14 protein-coding genes, 1 pseudogene and 2 riboswitches are annotated in these 17,849 nt (G+C 68.4%); of the genes and pseudogenes, 8 read left to right on the forward strand and 7 right to left on the reverse strand.

The genetic code is table 11. From position 1 onward, the window contains the following. The first annotated feature begins 827 nt into the window (after positions 1–827). Positions 828–1,781, forward strand: coding sequence for a sugar ABC transporter substrate-binding protein (locus tag OG223_RS36325; protein WP_329257954.1), 954 nt, complete (start codon positions 828–830; stop codon positions 1,779–1,781). Positions 1,782–2,162: 381 nt separating this feature from the next. On the opposite strand, the gene OG223_RS36330 is transcribed toward OG223_RS36325, so the two are convergent. Genes OG223_RS36330 through OG223_RS36340 form a run of 3 tightly spaced genes read right to left on the reverse strand, consistent with a single transcriptional unit; the run spans position 2,163 to position 5,952 of the window. Then, positions 2,163–3,191 carry an ABC transporter permease gene (locus OG223_RS36330; protein ID WP_329243716.1) on the reverse strand — a complete coding sequence of 343 codons (1,029 nt, stop codon included), beginning with the start codon at positions 3,189–3,191 and terminating at the stop codon, positions 2,163–2,165. Then, positions 3,191–4,795 carry a sugar ABC transporter ATP-binding protein gene (locus tag OG223_RS36335; RefSeq protein ID WP_329243713.1) on the reverse strand — a complete coding sequence of 535 codons (1,605 nt, stop codon included), beginning with the start codon at positions 4,793–4,795 and terminating at the stop codon, positions 3,191–3,193. Before OG223_RS36335 ends, OG223_RS36330 begins: the two co-directional genes overlap by 1 nt. Next, the gene (locus OG223_RS36340) at positions 4,792–5,952 is read right to left on the reverse strand and encodes a sugar ABC transporter substrate-binding protein (protein ID WP_329257956.1); all 1,161 of its coding nucleotides are present in this window, start codon (positions 5,950–5,952) and stop codon (positions 4,792–4,794) included. The genes OG223_RS36335 and OG223_RS36340 overlap by 4 nt, the downstream gene beginning before the upstream one ends. Positions 5,953–6,493: 541 nt before the next feature. On the opposite strand from OG223_RS36340, the gene OG223_RS36345 reads away from it, so the two are divergent. The 3 genes and pseudogenes from OG223_RS36345 to OG223_RS36355 all read left to right on the forward strand — a co-directional run. Further along, positions 6,494–6,703 (forward strand): hypothetical protein, encoded by a 210-nt coding sequence (locus tag OG223_RS36345; protein WP_329257958.1) that lies wholly within the window; start codon positions 6,494–6,496, stop codon positions 6,701–6,703. 449 nt (positions 6,704–7,152) lie between these two features. Continuing rightward, positions 7,153–8,064 carry a LysR family transcriptional regulator gene (locus tag OG223_RS36350; RefSeq protein WP_329257962.1) on the forward strand — a complete coding sequence of 304 codons (912 nt, stop codon included), beginning with the start codon at positions 7,153–7,155 and terminating at the stop codon, positions 8,062–8,064. A gap of 44 nt (positions 8,065–8,108) precedes the next feature. Continuing rightward, positions 8,109–8,360: pseudogene (locus OG223_RS36355) on the forward strand (pyruvate formate-lyase-activating protein); the annotation flags it as partial. 933 nt (positions 8,361–9,293) lie between these two features. Here OG223_RS36355 and OG223_RS36360 read toward each other — a convergent pair. The 4 genes from OG223_RS36360 to gcvT all read right to left on the reverse strand — a co-directional run bounded on the left by OG223_RS36360 (position 9,294) and on the right by gcvT (position 13,656). After that, on the reverse strand, positions 9,294–10,661 hold the full coding sequence (locus OG223_RS36360; RefSeq protein ID WP_329257965.1) for an L-serine ammonia-lyase: 1,368 nt from the start codon (positions 10,659–10,661) through the stop codon (positions 9,294–9,296). A gap of 113 nt (positions 10,662–10,774) precedes the next feature. After that, entirely contained in the window at positions 10,775–12,034 is a 1,260-nt protein-coding gene (gene glyA / locus OG223_RS36365; protein WP_329257967.1) for a serine hydroxymethyltransferase, read from the reverse strand. A gap of 15 nt (positions 12,035–12,049) precedes the next feature. After that, positions 12,050–12,427 (reverse strand): glycine cleavage system protein GcvH, encoded by a 378-nt coding sequence (gene gcvH, locus OG223_RS36370; protein ID WP_318018955.1) that lies wholly within the window; start codon positions 12,425–12,427, stop codon positions 12,050–12,052. A 110-nt stretch (positions 12,428–12,537) separates the two neighbouring features. Next, on the reverse strand, positions 12,538–13,656 hold the full coding sequence (gcvT, locus tag OG223_RS36375) for a glycine cleavage system aminomethyltransferase GcvT (protein WP_329257972.1): 1,119 nt from the start codon (positions 13,654–13,656) through the stop codon (positions 12,538–12,540). 34 nt (positions 13,657–13,690) lie between these two features. Next, positions 13,691–13,798: riboswitch (glycine riboswitch) on the reverse strand. Beyond that, a riboswitch (glycine riboswitch) is annotated at positions 13,799–13,912 on the reverse strand. It abuts the riboswitch before it with no gap. 148 nt (positions 13,913–14,060) lie between these two features. Here gcvT and OG223_RS36380 point away from each other — a divergent pair. The 4 genes from OG223_RS36380 (at position 14,061) to OG223_RS36395 (ending at position 17,846) form a co-directional block, all read left to right on the forward strand. After that, positions 14,061–14,750 (forward strand): AAA family ATPase, encoded by a 690-nt coding sequence (locus OG223_RS36380; protein ID WP_329265660.1) that lies wholly within the window; start codon positions 14,061–14,063, stop codon positions 14,748–14,750. A gap of 64 nt (positions 14,751–14,814) precedes the next feature. Continuing rightward, positions 14,815–15,600: an enhanced serine sensitivity protein SseB gene (locus tag OG223_RS36385; RefSeq protein ID WP_329257974.1), complete on the forward strand. Its 786-nt coding sequence runs from the start codon at positions 14,815–14,817 to the stop codon at positions 15,598–15,600. Between the two features lie 113 nt (positions 15,601–15,713). Then, a complete protein-coding gene (locus OG223_RS36390; protein WP_329257977.1) occupies positions 15,714–16,502 on the forward strand; it encodes an enhanced serine sensitivity protein SseB C-terminal domain-containing protein in 789 nt (262 codons plus the stop codon). A 336-nt stretch (positions 16,503–16,838) separates the two neighbouring features. Continuing rightward, on the forward strand, positions 16,839–17,846 hold the full coding sequence (locus OG223_RS36395) for an ABC transporter permease (protein WP_329257980.1): 1,008 nt from the start codon (positions 16,839–16,841) through the stop codon (positions 17,844–17,846). Positions 17,847–17,849 lie beyond the last annotated feature (3 nt).

Below are 17,849 nucleotides of genomic sequence, written 5' to 3' on the forward strand. Positions count from 1 at the left end.
GAAGCGTTGGCTTCCTGACGGGTGGTGAGGTGCAGATGCGCAAGCATGCGCAGAACGCAAGCAAAGATTGCGCTACCGTGCCCTCGCCACCCTGAGATTCACTCTGCTAGCTTCCGCCTGGGCCAATTCGGCCATGAATTCTGCCCCCGTCTCCATCATGTCAATCACGCGGAGAAGGATTTTCTGCGTTGTCACTAGAACGTTCCAGTTTCATGGCTGGGTGAACGTCGGACGAAAGCGAGCCTCGTGAGAACGGCTGCGCTTCAGGACGGCATCGCTTTACGCAAGGTCAAAGGGGCAGAATTGGGCGCGAGGGTGTCCATCGCCTGCACCTTCAATGCCGACGATGTGGGTCACGTGGTCGATCGTGCCGGAGATCTGGTCTCCGTGCTCAACTACGCCGGCCACGGTGTCGAAAGGCCACCCCACTCGGTCAGCGCGACGATGAAGTGCGCGTTGATCGGCCTGGTCGGTACTGGCTTGGTGCAGATGCTGACTGGCGATGCCTACGCCGAACCCGAAGTACCGCCGACGACGTGGTGTGGGACGCGCGTGCCTGGGCGTCAGAGCCACGCAGAGTCCGACCTCTGCTTCCTTCGCATCCGCGCTACCACCCAATTAGCCCCGCTGAGCAATACACGCGCATCCTGCGACCCGTCTGTGCCTCGTCAAGTCGACTGTTCGCCCTTACCCAGATCCGCATCACCATCATCTGCCTCCGCGACGACAACCCCGTACCTCGTCCCCAATCGCAGGGTTCCCCTGCAACAGCCCAGCGCTGTCTGCCTCGACACTGACGTCATGCGCAGCAGAAAGGCTCCCTCCTCATGCCCGTATCCAGCAGACGACTGCTCGCAACCGCCGTTGGGCTCGGCCTCCTGGCAACCGGATGCACTCTGGATCCCACCGACAGTGCCCATTCCACCGGCCCTGTCGTCTTAGGGTTCATCAACGGGGGCACCACTTCGTTCCATACCTGCCTGCAGACGGCGGTCACGAAGACCACATCGAACAACCTGGCAAAAGTGCGGACGGCCGATTCGCACGGGAGCAAGTCTGCGGAACTGCGCAACGTGCGGGACATGATCGCGCACAAGGTCGACGCCATCATCCTGCTCAGCGTGGACGCCAGCGCCCTGGACGCCGACATCGCTGCGGCGCAGAAGGCGAAGACACCCATCGCGCTGATCGCGGTGACGCCGTCGGACGACAGCAAGATCCTCGGCGCCGTCATCAGCGACCTGCCCGGGATAGGGAAGTTGGACGCCCAATGGGTCGATGACGACGCCGCCGGCAAACCGGTCGAGGCCGGTGTCGTCTCCGGCGACGGGAGTACGTCGTCCAACTTGATGGTCGACGGATTCACCAAGAACCTGGCAGCCAATGTGCAGGTGGTGGGGGACGAGCGGGGCATGTTCGACCGGGCGACGGCCAAGGCTGCCGCAACCAAGATGATCCAGGCTCACCCCGACCTCCGGTACGCGTTCGTGGCCAACGAGGACATGGCCTTCGGCGTGCGGCAAGCGTTCGATGCGGCGGGCGCCCACAGCGTGAAGATCGTGACCGTCAACGGCACCGACCAGGGACTCGCCGCGCTCAAGGACGGAAAGTTCGCGGCGACGGTCTCCAACTCGGTCCAGGACTTGGGAGCACTGGCGGTGACACACACGCTCGCTCTGCTGCGCGGCGAGGACAAGGACAAGATCGAACACATCGATGCCCGTCTGGTGACCAAGGCCAACGCGGACACCGCGCCCCTGTACTGCGATACGGATGACTGATCGGCCAAGTCAAGGGGGCGGCTGGCAGCTGCGTTGAACGGCGAGCTGCAGGGCGCCTGAAGGCGTCGAGGAGGCCGTCGGCTTCAGCCTTGATTCCTCGCGGCATGCCAGGTGGTCGGGATCGGCTGCCAGGAGTTGGGCGGCCAGGTGGCGAAGTTTTCCTGGGTTCCCTTGCGGCAGGGCTCACGCCGACGGCGACAAGGGCCTCACCAACTCCGTGGAGACCAGGTGGACGAGTCCGGGATGGCGTTCCACCGCGCACACGTGATGATCGTCGACCTCGTCCGCAACGCTCCTGAGCACGTTCCGGCAGTCGGTCGTGCGCGAGGCACACCACCTGGCGGCGGTGTGCCTCGCGCGGCTGTGGTTCCGGCGAGCCGGTCATGGACTGCGGCGGCGCAGCAAGGTCGAGATGGTGACCGCTGCCACCAGGACACCTCCGTAGAAGACCGAGGAGACCCACGCTTCCAGACCCAGCAGTTGGAGCCCGAGGATGCCGGTCGCCAGGAAGTAGATGCCGATGAAGGTACCGACCGGGTTGAAGCGTCCGGGCAGGACGATCGCGGTGCCGAGGAAGACCGAGGCGAAGACCGGCAGCAGCAGGGTGTCGGAGGTAGTGGGGTTGTAGCCGCCCAGAGCCGCGACGGAGATGACCGCGCCGACACCGCACAGGGCGCCGGAGGCGACGAAGGAGCCGAAGCGGATCCGGTTGACGCGGATGCCGGAGAGCCGGCTGACCTCTCTGTTGGCTCCGACGAAGCGGATGTGGCGGCCCAGCGGTGTGAACGCCAGCAGATAGGCGAAGCCCGCCACCAGCACCACGCCGTAGTAGAACGAGATCGGCAGCCCGCCCACGGAGTACAACGCGATCCTGCCGAACCCGGTCGGCAGACCGCTGACCGTGTTGAGGTGCGACAGCCACAGGGCGATGCCGCCCAGGAAGGTGCCCATGCCCAGGGTCACCACGATGGTGTTCACCCCGACCACGACGACGAGCAGGCCGTTGACCACGCCGACCACGATCGCGCCCAGGACGGCGACGAACGCCGCCGGCCACACTCCCCACCCGTGCTCCACGACCAGAACGGGCAGGATCGTGGCGGAGAACCCGAAGACCGCCGGGACCGACAGGTCCACGAACTCTCCGACACAGACAGTGCACAGCAGGGCCATGGTGAGGAACACCAGGGCCTGTTGGGAGCCGAAGACGGTCTGGAAGGTTCCCTTGGTCAGGAACACCCCCGGCTCCGCGGCGGCGTACACCGCGATCATGGCCACCCAGATGCCGATCACCGAGTAACGCGAGGCGAAATGTCCGGCGAGGGCGGAGGCCGATGTCAGCTTCCCGGTTCGCGCGGCCTTCGGCGCGGCAGGGGGTGTGTCGGTGTCTTGCCGGCTGGTGACGTCCATCAGTCTCCCTGCCCCTTTTCTTGAGGTTGTGTGTCATCGCCGAAGACCGCCTGGACGATGGCGTCCTGTTCCAGTTCGCCGCTCAGCTCCTTGGCGACCCGGCCGTCGCGGAACACCAGCACCCGGTCGCACAGCACGGCGAGGTCGACGGGGTCGATCGAGGCGAGGACGATTCCGCAGCCGTCCCGCGCGGCCTCCCGGATCGCGTCGATGATGTCGTGGCGGGCGCCGACGTCGACAGCCTGTGTCGGTTCGTGCAGCACCAGCAGGTTCGGTGCGCCGGCCAGCCACTTGCCCAGCAGGACCTTCTGCTGGTTGCCGCCGCTCAGTGTGTGGACCGGCGCTTGTGGGTGGGGCGGCCGGATGTCGAGTTTCGCGATCATCGCGGCGGTCTCCTCGGCCTGCCACGCGGCGCCGGTCCGCAGTCGGCTGCCGCGGGCGCGCACGCGCGGCAGTGTCAGGTTGTCCGCCACCGAGAGCTCGCCGGCCACCCCCGCCTCCAGGCGGCGCTCGGGTACGAACGCGACCCCCGCGTCCACGAACTCCTCGGTGCAGCCACGTCTGCGGTCCAGCGCGAGGTCGCGCCCGTGCACCGACAGCGTGCCCGCGTCGGCCGGGCGTGCCCCCGCCAGTGCCTCGGCCACCTCGACGAAGCCCGAGCCGATCAGCCCGGTCAGGCCGATGACCTCGCCGCGCCGGATGTCGAGGTCGAGGCCAGCCACTGGGCCGACCGCCAGGCCCCGTGCCGAGGCGACGACCTCGTCCTTGACCTGGCTCCCGACCCTCCCGTGCGTGACGAGGTGACGTCCGAGCATCAGGCGGGTGAGCGAGACCTCGTCCACCTCGCTCGTGGGCAGGCCTGCCTCGACCACGGCGCCGTCGCGCAACACCGTGACCCGGTCGGTCGCTTCGACGACCTCTTCCAACTGGTGTGAGATCAGCAGGACCGAGGTGCCCTCGTCGACGAGCGACCGGACCAGCTCGAAGAAACGGGCCCGCGCGGACCTGCCCAGCGCCCGTGTCGACTCGTCGAAGACGATCAGCCCACCCCCCGGGCGGTGGTCCTGCACCGCCCGGGCGATGGCGACCACGGCCCGGTCCTCCGCCGAGAGCTGCCCGACCTGACGGCCGACCTCCAGGGGCCGGTCCAGCCGGGCCAGGACCCGCTCGGTCGCCCGCTGCTCCTCGCGGCGGTCGATCCGCCGCGAGAGCCGGCCTGCCCGGTAGTGCCCCAGCCGCACGTTCTCCCACACCGTCAGGTCGTCCACCAGCCCGCTGTTCTGGTGGACGACCGAGACTCCCGCCTCGCGCTGCTGCATCGGGCGCACGGGCAGCGCCAACTGCTGCCCGTCCACCGCGATGGAAGCTCCGGGGTCGGGCGCGTACACACCCGTGAGGATCTTGACGAGGGTGGACTTCCCGCAGCCGTTCTGGCCGACCAGTCCGTGCAGTTCTCCGGGGGCGATCCGCAGATGGACCCCGCGAAGCGCCCGGGTCGAGCCGAACGCCTTGGACAGCTCGGCCACTTCCAGACGATGGCGCGGTGCCGTGTCCGGCGGGTCGGTCCGCGAGCCGGCGCTCGCGGTGTGCGCCTCGTTCGTCACCCGATGCCCCAGAGCTTGGCGAAGTCCGCCTGGAAGGAACCGTCGCCGAACCACTCACCCGAGGCCTGGGCCGCGGCCGTCACCTTGATGCTGCCGATGTTCTCCTTGGTGAACAGCCGTATGGGCTGGGCCTCGTCGATGGGCCCGGACCTGGTCATCATGCGCAGGAGTTCGTCGGTCACGCCGAAGCCCATGTAGAGCTGGTCCGCGGCCACGACGGCCTTGACCGAACCGCTCTTGATCAGGCCCAGTCCGTTCACCGAACCGGCCGCTGTGGACACGGAGATGCTCGACGAACGCCCCGACTGCTGGACGCCCTGGAGGGTGGGCTGGAGGCTGTCCTCGAACTCGGTGTAGTAGTAGTCGGCACTCGGGTTGCTCAGGACGTTGGAACTCGCCTTCGAGGCCAGCAGGGCCGGCGTCGAGGCGGTGATCTGCTTGACCGTGACCTTGCAGCCCGGGCAGTACTTCTTGTAGATCGGCAGCGAGTCGGCCACCATCTTGAGCGCTGTGGGGCTGTCGGCATTCTGCGCGATGATCAGATTGGCCTTGCCCTTGGAGTCGGCGATGATCCACCAGGCCATGGCGGTGGGCTGAGAACTCGCACCCGGCACATAGCTCACCTGGTTGCTGTTCTCGACTCCGGCCGGGGGGTTCTGGTCCGCGATGACGATCGGGATGCCCTTGGCCTTCGCGGCGTCGAGGGCGTTCTGCGCCATGCCGTAGGGGATCGCGTCCAGGATGATCCCGGCCGCGTCCGCGGTGATCGCCTGCTGGACGCAGGAGGCGATCGCGGTCGGCTGGGCCTTGCCGTCGCACACCTGCTGCGAGAGGCCGGCCTTGGACAGCGCCTGCTTCGTCGACCCGGCCGTGGCGACGAAGGCGGGGACCTGCTGGACGATCGGGACGTAGAAGACCTTGCGGCCCTTGAACTTGTCCACGCCCGGCACACTCGCGGTGGGGACGGGGTAGGTCTTGGCGACGGCCTGCAGGGCCGCCACCTTCGCCTCGGCCGTGGCAAGCCCCGATGCGGAACTGTCCTTGCCCGACGTGGTGGAGCCGGAACTGGAGCCGGAGCTGCCGCATCCGGCCAGCGTCGCCGACGCGGCGAGCACAGCCGTGCCCGAGGCCAGCCATCGTTTTCTGATAAGCGCCATTGCTCATGCCTCCATGGCCGGGCGTCCGTACTGCCTTGAGCGGACGCTGGTGCTGTCTGGAACCGCCCACCGTCACTGCGCGGGCGGAGAAGAGCGGAGAAGATACGAGACGAGTGCGTTCGGGCCCTGGACCGTGGCTTGGGCCGCGGCGGCACCTCACACCCGAGCCAGATCGGGAAGCGGACCGTGGGTTGGTGCGGTCGCCTAAACGTCCTCGACCACGTAGCGCCCGTTGATCACAAAGACCGCGGATTGATTCGGATCGGGCGGTCGGCCGGTAGCCGAAGATTCCCGGCTCGGAGCCACGATGACGCCGAGCACTTCGACGGCTCATTCCCCCGCGTCCGAACCGAGTACGGCGCAGTGATCACGATCTGCATCGTCAACCCCTGCCTGCCGCAAAGGCCCAGTTCGCGGACCAATTCCGTCAATGGCCGAAAGTGTGTGCATGTCGGCAGGCACGCGGAAGCGCATCGGCAACAAGTTAAGTTTGCGAGTCGCGCACGGGCTGCGGTCTCCCCCAGAGGCTTTCCTCTTGGTCGTGGACGACCTGGACGCTGGATCCATGGAGTTCCAGAGACCAGAAGTTCTCGCCGACGCCGTCGTGCTGTACAGCGCCGGTCCGGGGCGTTCGGTGGCAGCCGTGGCCAGGGATCCGGGTGTGAACCACGAGATGCCGCGCCTGTGGATCAAGGCTGCCGAAGAATCCGAAACGCTGTCCGTGCGTGCGCAAGCCGGACGGAAGCAGTAAGTGCGCAAGCAGTGGGCCAAGCATGGACAGGGCCTGCTCTGGATGGGAGGGCAGGCGATGCGGAGCTGGGCATCCGAGATTGCTGTTACGGAGCGAAGGAGGCCGGTTGTTCATTGGTTGCCGCGATGTGATCTGACTCGTTCCTGGGCGAGTTCCCTTGGCCCGCCTCCCTCCCGGTGAGCACGCTTCAGCCAAAGCCCACAGGCCGGCACTGTGCCGAACCGAGTTTCCCAGCTCAGGCCTCGCGGTCGCGAGTGGGTTCTGTTACGATCACTAGATCGATATAGTCGAGGTAGGCGTGTTGCCCGATGTGACCCTGACGGTCTTCCGCTCCGTCAGGGTCTGCCGTCCGGGTTCGCCGCCTGCGAGGTGGCTCCGCCCGACTGCATCGCCCCATGTTCGACGCGGCCCGGAGGGACACCGGTGCCGTGGACGACCGGAGGACCGCCATGGACCGCCTGCTTCTCATGCGTTGTTTCGTCATCGTTGCCGACCTCGGCAGTTTCAGCGGCGCGGCCAAGGCGCTGGGGTCGTCGGGATCACTCGTGTCGCGGCATGTCGCCGAGCTGGAGCGGCAGGTCGGCGTCCGGCTGGTCAACCGCACGGCCCGCTCGGTGAGCCTGACCGAACCGGGCCTGCGCTACGCCGAGTTCGCCTCCCGCATCATCAAGGAGATCGACGCCGAGGACGCCAACATCGCGGACCTGCACGACCGGGCGGAGGGCGCGCTCAGCATCATCTGCCCGAAGTGGATCGGGAGCCTGGACCTCGGCGACGCCATCGCCGCCTTCTCCGCCGCGCACCCGAAGATCCAGATCCGGTTCGAGCTGGGAGGCATGTCCGACCGGACCTACGACTTCCTCGACGGCGGTTTCGACCTCGCGTTCCACACCAGGGACCTCCGGGACTCCAACGTCCGGCTGAAGAAGATCGCCTCGCTGCCCTTCGTCCTGTGCGCGTCGAAGACGTACATCGACGAACACGGCCCCCTGACGCACCCCAACGACCTGGCCGCCCACGACTGCCTCGTCCACGTCAACGACCCGGTCTGGCGCATCGGGCACGGCCCCACCTCCACGCTGCACAAGATCCGCAACGTCGCCTTCTCGTCCAACTCCTACATCGCCCTGCAGAAGGCGGCCGTCCACGGGCGCGGCATCGCCCTGCTCCCACAGCGGTCCGCGTACGACGATCTCGTCTCCGGGGCCCTCCAGATTCAGCTGCCCCACCTGGCGGCACCCGACCGGCCGCTCTACGCGATCCACGGGCCCGGGCCGGGAACCCAGCGCAAGATCACGGTCTTCCTGGACTACCTCGCCCAGTGGTTCGCGGAGAACCCGATTCCCACGATCGGCCGCTGACGTCCGCCGACACTTGCGCGGAGCGAAAACTTATATTCTGCCCCCCCATGCGGATCCAGTACGTCTTGGCCCCTGGCTGTACCGACGACCTGGAGTTCGTGGACGCCCAGGCCGGCTTCGTGGCGGGACTCGGCGCGGTCGAGCAGGTCGACGTACTGCCCTTCCATAAACTCGGCGCCGCGAAATACGAAGCCCTCGGCCTTCCCTTCCCGCTGCTCGACAACCCGGTGCCCGACCCCGACCTGATCGAGAACGTTCGCGAGCGCTTTATGAGGCGCGGAGTCCAGGCTTACTGAGCGCCGAGCCATGGCTGGCATCAGCTTCATGTGCGGCGGTTTGACGGTGACGACAACTGTGGACGCCGTCATGGTCGGTTGGTAACGCGGCCTTCCCCACCGGATCACGGGGCGCCCGGCACTCGGTTGTCGGCCGCGCTAGATGTCGCCTGAAGGTAAGAGCGAGCAGCCCTAGGTCGACTATCTGCCTGTGAGAGGAAGCGACACGGAATTGCCTCTGGCATTGTCGATGCTTGTCGGATCCGTAGGGGGAGCTCTGGGTGCGGGGATGTCCATGCCTTGTGGCGTTGCGGCAATGGGTGTGGCGGGTGAATAACGGTGGCAACGCTTGCGGCCATGGCGTTCTTGGTGGCCGCTTGGTGGCCGGACGCCTCTGGACGGTGCGTCACGGGGCGGTACAGGACAACCGGCCGTACATGCTCTGATCAGGCCGAACGTCACTGGGCAGCACGACGAGGCACCGCACAACACGATCGCTCATGGTCTTGTAATGCGTAGGTATTGCCACCTACCTATGAGTGCGGGGAGCACATGTTCGTCTCGGCTACCGGGAGCCCGGACTAGGGACCATCCCTGCAGATGCAGGGAGCAGCCGATCTCTTCGGACGTGGCGGACAGCACGCTAGGACCAACCCCGCGGGCGTGGGGATGGTCCCCCGCCGTCGGCGGGGACGTTCGAGCCGAAGGAGTGCTCCCCGCACCCGCGGCGACGGTCCTCAGAACCGGGCTGTGCCCCTGCTCAAGGAAGCGCACTCCCTGGCCAGATGCCCTCTCTCCCAGCCTCGGAACCCGTCCCAGGCCAGGGACATCCCAGGGACTTTTCAGGGACTTTCACGCCTGTCTCAGGGACTTTTCAGGGACTTTCCGCCGCGTAAGCAGGGAAGGCCCTGACAGCGCTGAAAGACAAGAACGCGCTGGTCAGGGCCTGTACCTTCAGCATTCGATGATGTTCACCGCGAGGCCCCCGCGCGCCGTCTCCTTGTACTTCACGCTCATGTCCGCCCCCGTCTCCTTCATCGTCTTGATGACCTTGTCGAGGGACACCTTGTGCGAACCGTCCCCCCGCATCGCCATCCGCGCCGCGGTCACCGCCTTCACCGCCGCCATGCCGTTGCGTTCGATGCAGGGGATCTGGACGAGGCCGCCGACGGGGTCGCAGGTGAGGCCGAGGTTGTGTTCCATGCCGATCTCGGCCGCGTTCTCGACCTGCTCGGGGCTGCCGCCGAGGACCTCGGCCAGCGCGCCCGCCGCCATCGAGCACGCGGAGCCGACCTCGCCCTGGCAGCCGACCTCGGCGCCGGAGATGGAGGCGTTCTCCTTGAAGAGCATGCCGATCGCGCCGGCGGCCAGCATGAAGCGGACGACACCCTCCTCGTCCGCGCCGGGCACGAAGTTGATGTAGTAGTGCAGGACGGCCGGGATGATGCCGGCCGCGCCGTTCGTGGGGGCCGTGACGACCCGGCCGCCCGCCGCGTTCTCCTCGTTCACCGCCATCGCGTAGAGCGTGATCCACTCCATCGCGTGCGCCAACGGGTCGCCCTCCGCCCGGAGTTGACGCGCCGACATGGCCGCCCTGCGGCGGACACGGAGTCCGCCGGGCAGGATGCCCTCCCTGGACATGCCCCGCGAGACGCACGCCCGCATCACACCCCAGATCTCCAGCAGCCCGGTCCGGATCTCCTCCTCCGTACGCCAGGCGCGTTCGTTCTCCAGCATCAGCGCGGAGATCGACAGGCCCGTCTCCTGGGTGAGGCGCAGCAGCTCGTCGCCGGTGCGGAAGGGGTACTTGAGGACCGTGTCGTCCAGCTTGATGCGGTCGGCGCCCACCGCCTCCTCGTCGACGACGAAACCGCCGCCCACCGAGTAGTACGTCTTGGACAGCAGCTCGGCGCCCGCCGCGTCGTACGCCCACAGCGTCATGCCGTTCGCGTGGTACGGCAGTGTCTTACGGCGGTGCAGCTTCAGGTCGTCGTCGAAGGAGAACGGGATCTCGTGCTCGCCGAGGAGACGGATGCGCCCCGACTCCTTGATCCGCTCGACCCGTTCGTCGGCCCCCTCCACATCCACCGAGCGCGGCGACTCGCCCTCCAGGCCCAGCAGCACCGCTTTCGGCGTGCCGTGCCCGTGGCCGGTCGCGCCGAGCGAGCCGTACAACTCGGTGCGGACGGAGGCGACGGAGTCCAGCAGTTCCTCGTTGCGCAGCTTGCGCGCGAACATACGGGCTGCCCGCATCGGGCCGACCGTGTGGGAGCTGGACGGGCCGATGCCGATCGAGAACAGGTCGAAGACCGAGATGGCCACGGTGACTCCTCAGAACGCAACAACGCAGGGTGGTGCAAGGGGGCGGGACACCGGCGCGCACCTCCCAGTGTGCGCCGGTGTCCCCGACGGCGATTGCCGCCTGGTGGGCCGACCTACAGCCCGGGATACAGCGGGTACTTCTCCGCCAACGCGGTCACGCGGGCCTTGAGCCCTTCCACGTCGTACGACGGCTTGAGCGTCTCGGCGATGACGTCCGCGACCTCGGCGAAGTCCTCGGCCGAGAAACCGCGGGTCGCCAGCGCCGGCGTACCGATGCGCAGGCCCGACGTCACCATCGGGGGCCGCGGGTCGTTCGGGACGGCGTTGCGGTTGACCGTGATGCCGACCTCGTGGAGCCGGTCCTCGGCCTGCTGACCGTCCAACTCCGAGTTCCGCAGGTCGACCAGGACCAGGTGCACGTCCGTACCGCCCGACAGGACGTCGACCCCTACGGCCTTCACGTCGTCCCGCACCAGGCGCTCGGCCAGCAGCCGCGCCCCCTCCACGGTACGCCGCTGCCGCTCCTTGAAGTCCTCGCTCGCGGCGACCTTGAAGCAGACCGCCTTCGCGGCGATCACATGCTCCAGCGGACCGCCCTGGAAGCCGGGGAAGACGGACGAGTTGAGCTTCTTCGCGAAGGACTGCTTCGCGAGGATGATCCCGCCGCGCGGACCGCCCAGCGTCTTGTGGGTCGTGGATGTGACGACGTCCGCGTACGGCACCGGGTTCGGGTGCAGACCCGCGGCCACCAGCCCCGCGAAGTGCGCCATGTCGACCCACAGGAAGGCCTCGACCTCGTCCGCGATCCGGCGGAACTCGGCGAAGTCGAGCTGCCGCGGGTACGCCGACCAGCCCGCGATGATCACCTTCGGGCGGTGCTCCTTGGCGAGCTTCTCGACCTCGGCCATGTCGACGAGACCGGTCTGCGCGTCCACGTGGTAGGCGACCACGTCGAACTGCTTGCCGGAGAAGTTCAGCCGCATCCCGTGGGTGAGGTGGCCGCCGTGCGCCAGGTCCATGCCGAGGATCGTGTCGCCCGGCTGGGCCAGCGCGAACAGCGCGGCCTGGTTCGCCGAGGCGCCCGAGTGGGGCTGCACATTGGCGTACTCGGCGCCGAACAGCTCCTTGACCCGGTCGATCGCGATCTGCTCGGCGACGTCGACGTGCTCGCAGCCGCCGTAGTAACGACGGCCCGGGTACCCCTCGGCGTACTTGTTGGTGAGGACCGAGCCCTGCGCCTCCATGACCGCGACCGGAGCGAAGTTCTCCGAGGCGATCATCTCCAGCGTGGACTGCTGCCGGCGCAGCTCGGCGTCGACCGCGGCGGCGATGTCCGGGTCGAGCTCGTGCAGGGGCGTGTTCATCACAGACATCAGATGTACGACTCCTCAGCCGGCGGAAAACGCGGTGTACTCGTCGGCGGAGAGCAGGTCGCCCGGCTCCTCCGCGACACGCACCTTGAAGAGCCAACCGCCCTCGAAGGGGGCCGAGTTCACCAGCGACGGGTCGTTCACCACGTCCTCGTTGATCTCGGTGATCTCGCCGCCGACCGGCGAGTACAGGTCGGACACCGACTTCGTCGACTCCAGTTCACCGCAGGACTCGCCCGCGGTCACCGTGGAGCCCACATCGGGGAGCTGGGCGTAGACGACGTCGCCGAGCGCGTTGGCCGCGAACTCGGTGATGCCGACCGTCGAGACGCCGTCCTCGGCGACCGACAGCCACTCGTGCTCCTTGCTGTAGCGGAGCTGCTGGGGGTTGCTCATGGCCTGAATTCTCCTGTACGCGGGGGAGTGCTGGTGAATGGGGAACTGCAGAGGGATCGGCGAACAGGGGCGATCCGCCCCGGCTCACAGACCTGACGCTACGACGACTGTCACTTCTCGCGCTTGTAGAACGGCAGCGCCACGACCTCGTACGGCTCGTGACTGCCCCGGATGTCCACGCCGACACCGGCCGTGCCCGGCGCCGAGTGCGCGGCGTCGACGTACGCCATGGCGATGGGCCTGCCCAGGGTGGGGGAGGGGGCGCCGGAGGTGATCTCGCCGATCACCTGTCCGCCGGCGACGACGGAGTACCCGGCGCGCGGGACCCGGCGGCCCTCGGCGACGAGCCCGACCAGGACGCGCGGCGGCTGCGAGGCGGCGCGCTCGGCGGCCGCTTCCAGGGCCGTACGCCCGACGAAGTCGCCGTCCTTCTCGAACTTCACGACCCGGCCGAGCCCGGCGTCGAACGGGGTGAGGGAGGTGGACAGCTCATGCCCGTACAGCGGCATCCCGGCCTCCAGGCGCAGGGTGTCGCGGCAGGACAGCCCGCAGGGGACCAGACCGACGCCCTCGCCGGCCTTGGTAAGCGCCTGCCACAGCTCGACGGCGTGCTCCGGCTTCACGAACAGCTCGAAGCCGTCCTCGCCGGTGTAGCCGGTACGGGCGATCAGCGCGGGGACGCCGGCGACCGTGCCGGGCAGACCGGCGTAGTACTTCAGGCCGTCGAGGTCGGCGTCGGTGAGGGACTTGAGGATGCCGGGGGACTCGGGACCCTGGACGGCGAGCAGGGCGTACGCGTCACGGTCGTCGCGGACGACGGCGTCGAAGCCGGCGGCACGCTCCACCAACGAGTCCAGGACAATCTGCGCGTTGGACGCGTTGGCCACGACCATGTATTCGGTCTCGGCCAGCCGGTAGACGATCAGGTCGTCGAGAATCCCGCCGTCGGCCCGGCAGATCATGGTGTAGCGGGCGCGGCCCACGCCCACGGAGGCGATGTTGCCGACGAGCGCGTAGTTGAGGAGCTGGGCCGCCTCCGGTCCGGTGACCGTGATCTCGCCCATGTGGGAGAGGTCGAAGAGGCCGGCCTTCGTGCGGACGGCGAGGTGCTCGTCGCGCTCCGAGCCGTAGCGCAGCGGCATGTCCCAGCCGGCGAAGTCGGTCATCGTCGCACCTAGCGAGCGGTGCAGCGCGTCCAGCGCGGTACGACGGGGGGCGTTACTGCTCATCGGTCGGTCTCCCAAGGCATGACGGCGAGGTCGTTCCTCCCCATCTGTCATCGGGACCTGAGAGGTTCGCCATGACCGCACGGGTCACGGGTTGCACCTTGGGTGGGACCACCGTCGCCGGCGGTCCGCTTTTCAGATGTGCCTCGCCCGCGCGGTAACGGGGCCTGAGAGATTCAAGGGAGGGACTTGCTCCTTCGGCGCCCCAGACGCCCTACGACCGACGTCGTACGACTGGGGACTCTCCCGCGCGGATTCAAGCGGCCGGTATGCAGTTGGCGGGCACATCATCGCACAGGCTTTGTAACAGGCCTGTGGCCGGAAGCGAACGGAACCGCGAGACACCGTGCATTACCTTCTCTTTACGTTCAGTGGGGAGAACCTTTCCTGACCCCGCAGGGAGGACGATCACGGTGACAAGGACCACGGTGTACGCCGCGACCTCGGCCGTAGCGCTGCCCGAGCAGCCCTCGGCCCCGGCCAGGGAGGCATGCCCGGCCCGCCCGGCACCGACCGTCCGCGACCTCCGCGAGCGCGCCGGCCACAGCCCGCACGGACTCCGCTTCGGCCCCCGCGACCTGGTCGTGGTCACCGGCCTGCCCGGCAGCGGCAAGTCCACGCTGATGCGGCGCGCGGTGACGGGCGACGGCGTCCGCGTCGACAGCCAGGACACCCGGGACCGCTGGGACGCCCGTATGTCCCGTATAGCGGGCGGTCTTCCGTACGCGGTCTACCGCCCCCTGGTCCGCCTCGCGCACTACGCCAGACTCCACCGCGCCCTGCGCTCCCCGTCCGGCGCCGTCGTGCACGACTGCGGTACGCAGACCTGGGTGCGCGGCTGGCTGGCCCGCGCCGCCGGGCGCCGGGGCGGCGCGCTGCACCTGGTGTTCCTCGACGTCAGCCCGGACACCGCGCTCGGCGGCCAGCGCGAGCGCGGGCGCGGAGTCTCGCGGTACGCGTTCCTGCGCCACCGCAGGGCCGCCGCCCAACTGCTGCGCTCGGTGGAGCGCGGTGACCTGCCCCGGGGCGTCGACTCGGCGGTCCTCCTGGACCGGGACGCGGCGGACGTGCTGCGCCGGATCGACTTCGCGGACTGAGCCGCTAGCCTTTTCAGCCACAGCAGGGTTACAGCAGGCGGTTTCACCAGCAGGCGGTAGGTAGATGGACTTCCCGGCGGACTTCCCCGGACAGGCGTACCCCCACCCGCATCCGCACGGCGGATGGCCGGGCAACGAGCTGGAGGAGGTGCTCTCGATGTCCCTCGGCATGCCCTCGGCCGGCGGCCGGATCGTCGAGGTGCTCGGCCGCAGCTTCGTCTGGGTCCCGCTCCCCAGCGGCGGCGGCCCGCAGAGCGGCCCCCTCGACCTGCCGACGCTGGACATCGAGGGGCAGGCGTACGTCCCGGTCTTCAGCTCCGAGGAGCAGTTCCGGCAGGTCGTCGGCTCGCATCTGTCGTTCACGATCGCGCCCGCGGTGGAGTTCGCCCGCGGGCTGCCCCCGCAGGTCGGCATCGCGGTGAACCCGGGCGGCACGGTCGGCGTCCCCCTCCCGCCGCTCGCCGTGGCCGAGCTGTGCCGCATCGGCCGCAGCGCCCTCGACGGCCCCACCAGCGGCGGCCGCGTCCGCCTCTTCGAACCCGACTGGCAGGACGACCCGGTCGACTTCCTCGCCGCGGCCTCGGCGGAGTTCGCCGCCACGGGCGTGGTCGCCTCGGCCCGCCGCTGCCTCGCCGCCATCGAGACGGCCGACCCCGTGATGTTCGTGGGCGTCGAACTCACCAACTGGGACGGCGACTTGAGAGCGGCCCCCATGGACGCCCTCTCCCGAGCCCTGACCACAACCCAGGTCACATGGCCGGTCAACCTCGTCCTCCTGGACGTAACCCAGGACCCGGTGGCGGACTGGATGCGCCAGACAGTGCGTCCTTTCTATACACAGGGTCACTAGAAGTTCCGAGCCGGCCACAAGCGACCCGCACTCGCGAACGCACCCCGGGCCCCCACCCCTTGGGCGCTTAAGCTGTTTCCAACGCAGGGCAACTAAGAAGAAGGAGCGGACACGTGAGCGCCAGCGGCACCGCGACCGGCCAGGTCGAGCACATGCTGCGCCAGGTGACGCCCGGGCGCTACGACGCCTACGAGGCACTCCTCCGCGCCCTCGCGACCCCCCACTCCGGCCAGATCTGGATGCTCCTGTGGCACGGCCAGTCCGGCTCCCCGGACGCCCAGTACGGAAACATGCAGGTCGACAAGTACGGCTACGCCCCCTGCGTGACCTCCGCCCAGGAACTGTCGGCGAGCGGCTGGAACCGCTCCTACGAGGTGGTCGACGGCCTGGACGTGGCCCGCACCCTCTACCCCGACCACTTCGGCCTCTGGCTCAACCCGCACGCCCCCGGCGGCGGCGTCGGCATCCCCTGGCTCGACCTGCGCCGGATCGCCACCGGCCTGGAGCGCCAGCCCGCCGGCCCCCTCCGGCTGTCCGAGCCGGGCATCGAGGTCCCGCAGTTCTACGCCCTGCTCACGCAGAACGCCCACCGCACCCCCGCGGTCCGCTCGCTGCGCCGCGCCTGGGTGCAGCCCGCGCTCGGAGCGCCGTATCTCGCGATCGGTCTGGACGTCTACGACACCAGCCCGCCGGCCGTGGACTCGGTGCGCGGCATGATGCAGCAGTCGATCGGCGCGGTCCCCGACGGGCTGCCGGTGTCGACCGTGGCGATGTCCGACGAGTACGACCCGGTGGCCCTCTGGCTGCGTGCGAACGCCCGCCCGTTCTACGACCGCGAGGCCCACGCGGCGCCCGCCCAGGCGGGCGGGTACGGCTACCCACCTGTCCGTGGTGGATACTGACCCGGCGAGTCCTCTTCTCCGCTTCTCCGCAGGATTTACGTCTACGACACATTTCTTCGCGCGTAGATGGCGGCGAGATGCCCAAAATGGCGTCGAATCGGCTTTGTGTCTCAAGTGTCTTGCGTCCGGGGGGCGTTACCCACTGTCCGTATAACGGAACCCTCCAGGCTGCATCACGTTTGCGCATCCATTCGCCGTCAACCCTGGCAGCAGATCACCAAAGCGTTGAAGACTCCCGCAGCAGGGGCCGTTCGCCCCGATGTACGACGGACTGATCACGCCGCCACAGCGGCAAGTGTGGGCCGGCTACCGCCGGTTGAGAGGGGTCCCTGCCAGATGACGGCACCATTGCACGAGCCGACTGCGGATACGGCCCCGAGCGCGGCCGAGGAAGCGGCGGCAGCGAGCGCCGAGGCGAAGGCGGTCCAGGGGCGTTCCCTGGGCCGGATCGCCTGGGAACGGCTCAAGCGGGACAAGCTCGCCCTGACGGGCGGCATCGTCGTGCTCGTCCTCATCCTGCTCGCCCTGCTCGCGCCGGTCATCACCCACCTGCTCGGGCAGGACCCCGACGCGTACAACGAGAGCCTGATCGACCCGCTGTTCGGCACCCCCAAGGGGTCGCTGGGCGGCATCAGCGCCGATCACCTGCTGGGTGTCGAGCCGGTCAACGGCCGCGACATCTTCGCCCGCATCCTCTACGGCGCCCGCGTCTCGCTCCTGGTGGGCTTCCTGTCCGCCGTGGTCGCCGTGGTCCTCGGCACCGTCCTGGGCATCCTGGCGGGCTTCTTCGGCGGCTGGGTCGACTCGCTCGTCAGCCGCGTGATGGACGGCCTGCTGGCCTTCCCGCAACTGCTGTTCACGATCGCCCTGGTCTCCGTCATGCCGAACGACATGCTGGGCCTGTCCGGGTCCAACGTGCGCGTGTTCGTGATGATCCTGGTCATCGGATTCTTCGGCTGGCCCTACATCGGACGCGTGGTGCGCGGCCAGACACTCTCGATGCGTGAGCGCGAGTACGTCGAGGCCGCCCGCTCGCTGGGTGCCGGGCGGTTCTACATCCTGTTCAAGGAACTGCTGCCCAACCTGGTCGCGCCGATCATCGTGTACACGACCATGATGATCCCCACGAACATTCTCACCGAGGCCGCGCTCAGCTTCCTCGGCGTGGGCGTCAAGCCGCCCACCGCGTCCTGGGGACAGATGCTGTCGAGCGCCATCGACTACTACGAATCAGACCCCATGTACATGGTGGTCCCGGGTGTGGCGATCTTCATCACCGTCCTGGCCTTCAACCTCTTCGGCGACGGCGTGCGCGACGCGCTCGACCCGAAGGCGTCCCGCTGAACA

The organism is Streptomyces sp. NBC_01478 (assembly GCF_036227225.1).
Taxonomy (GTDB): Bacteria; Actinomycetota; Actinomycetes; order Streptomycetales; family Streptomycetaceae; genus Streptomyces.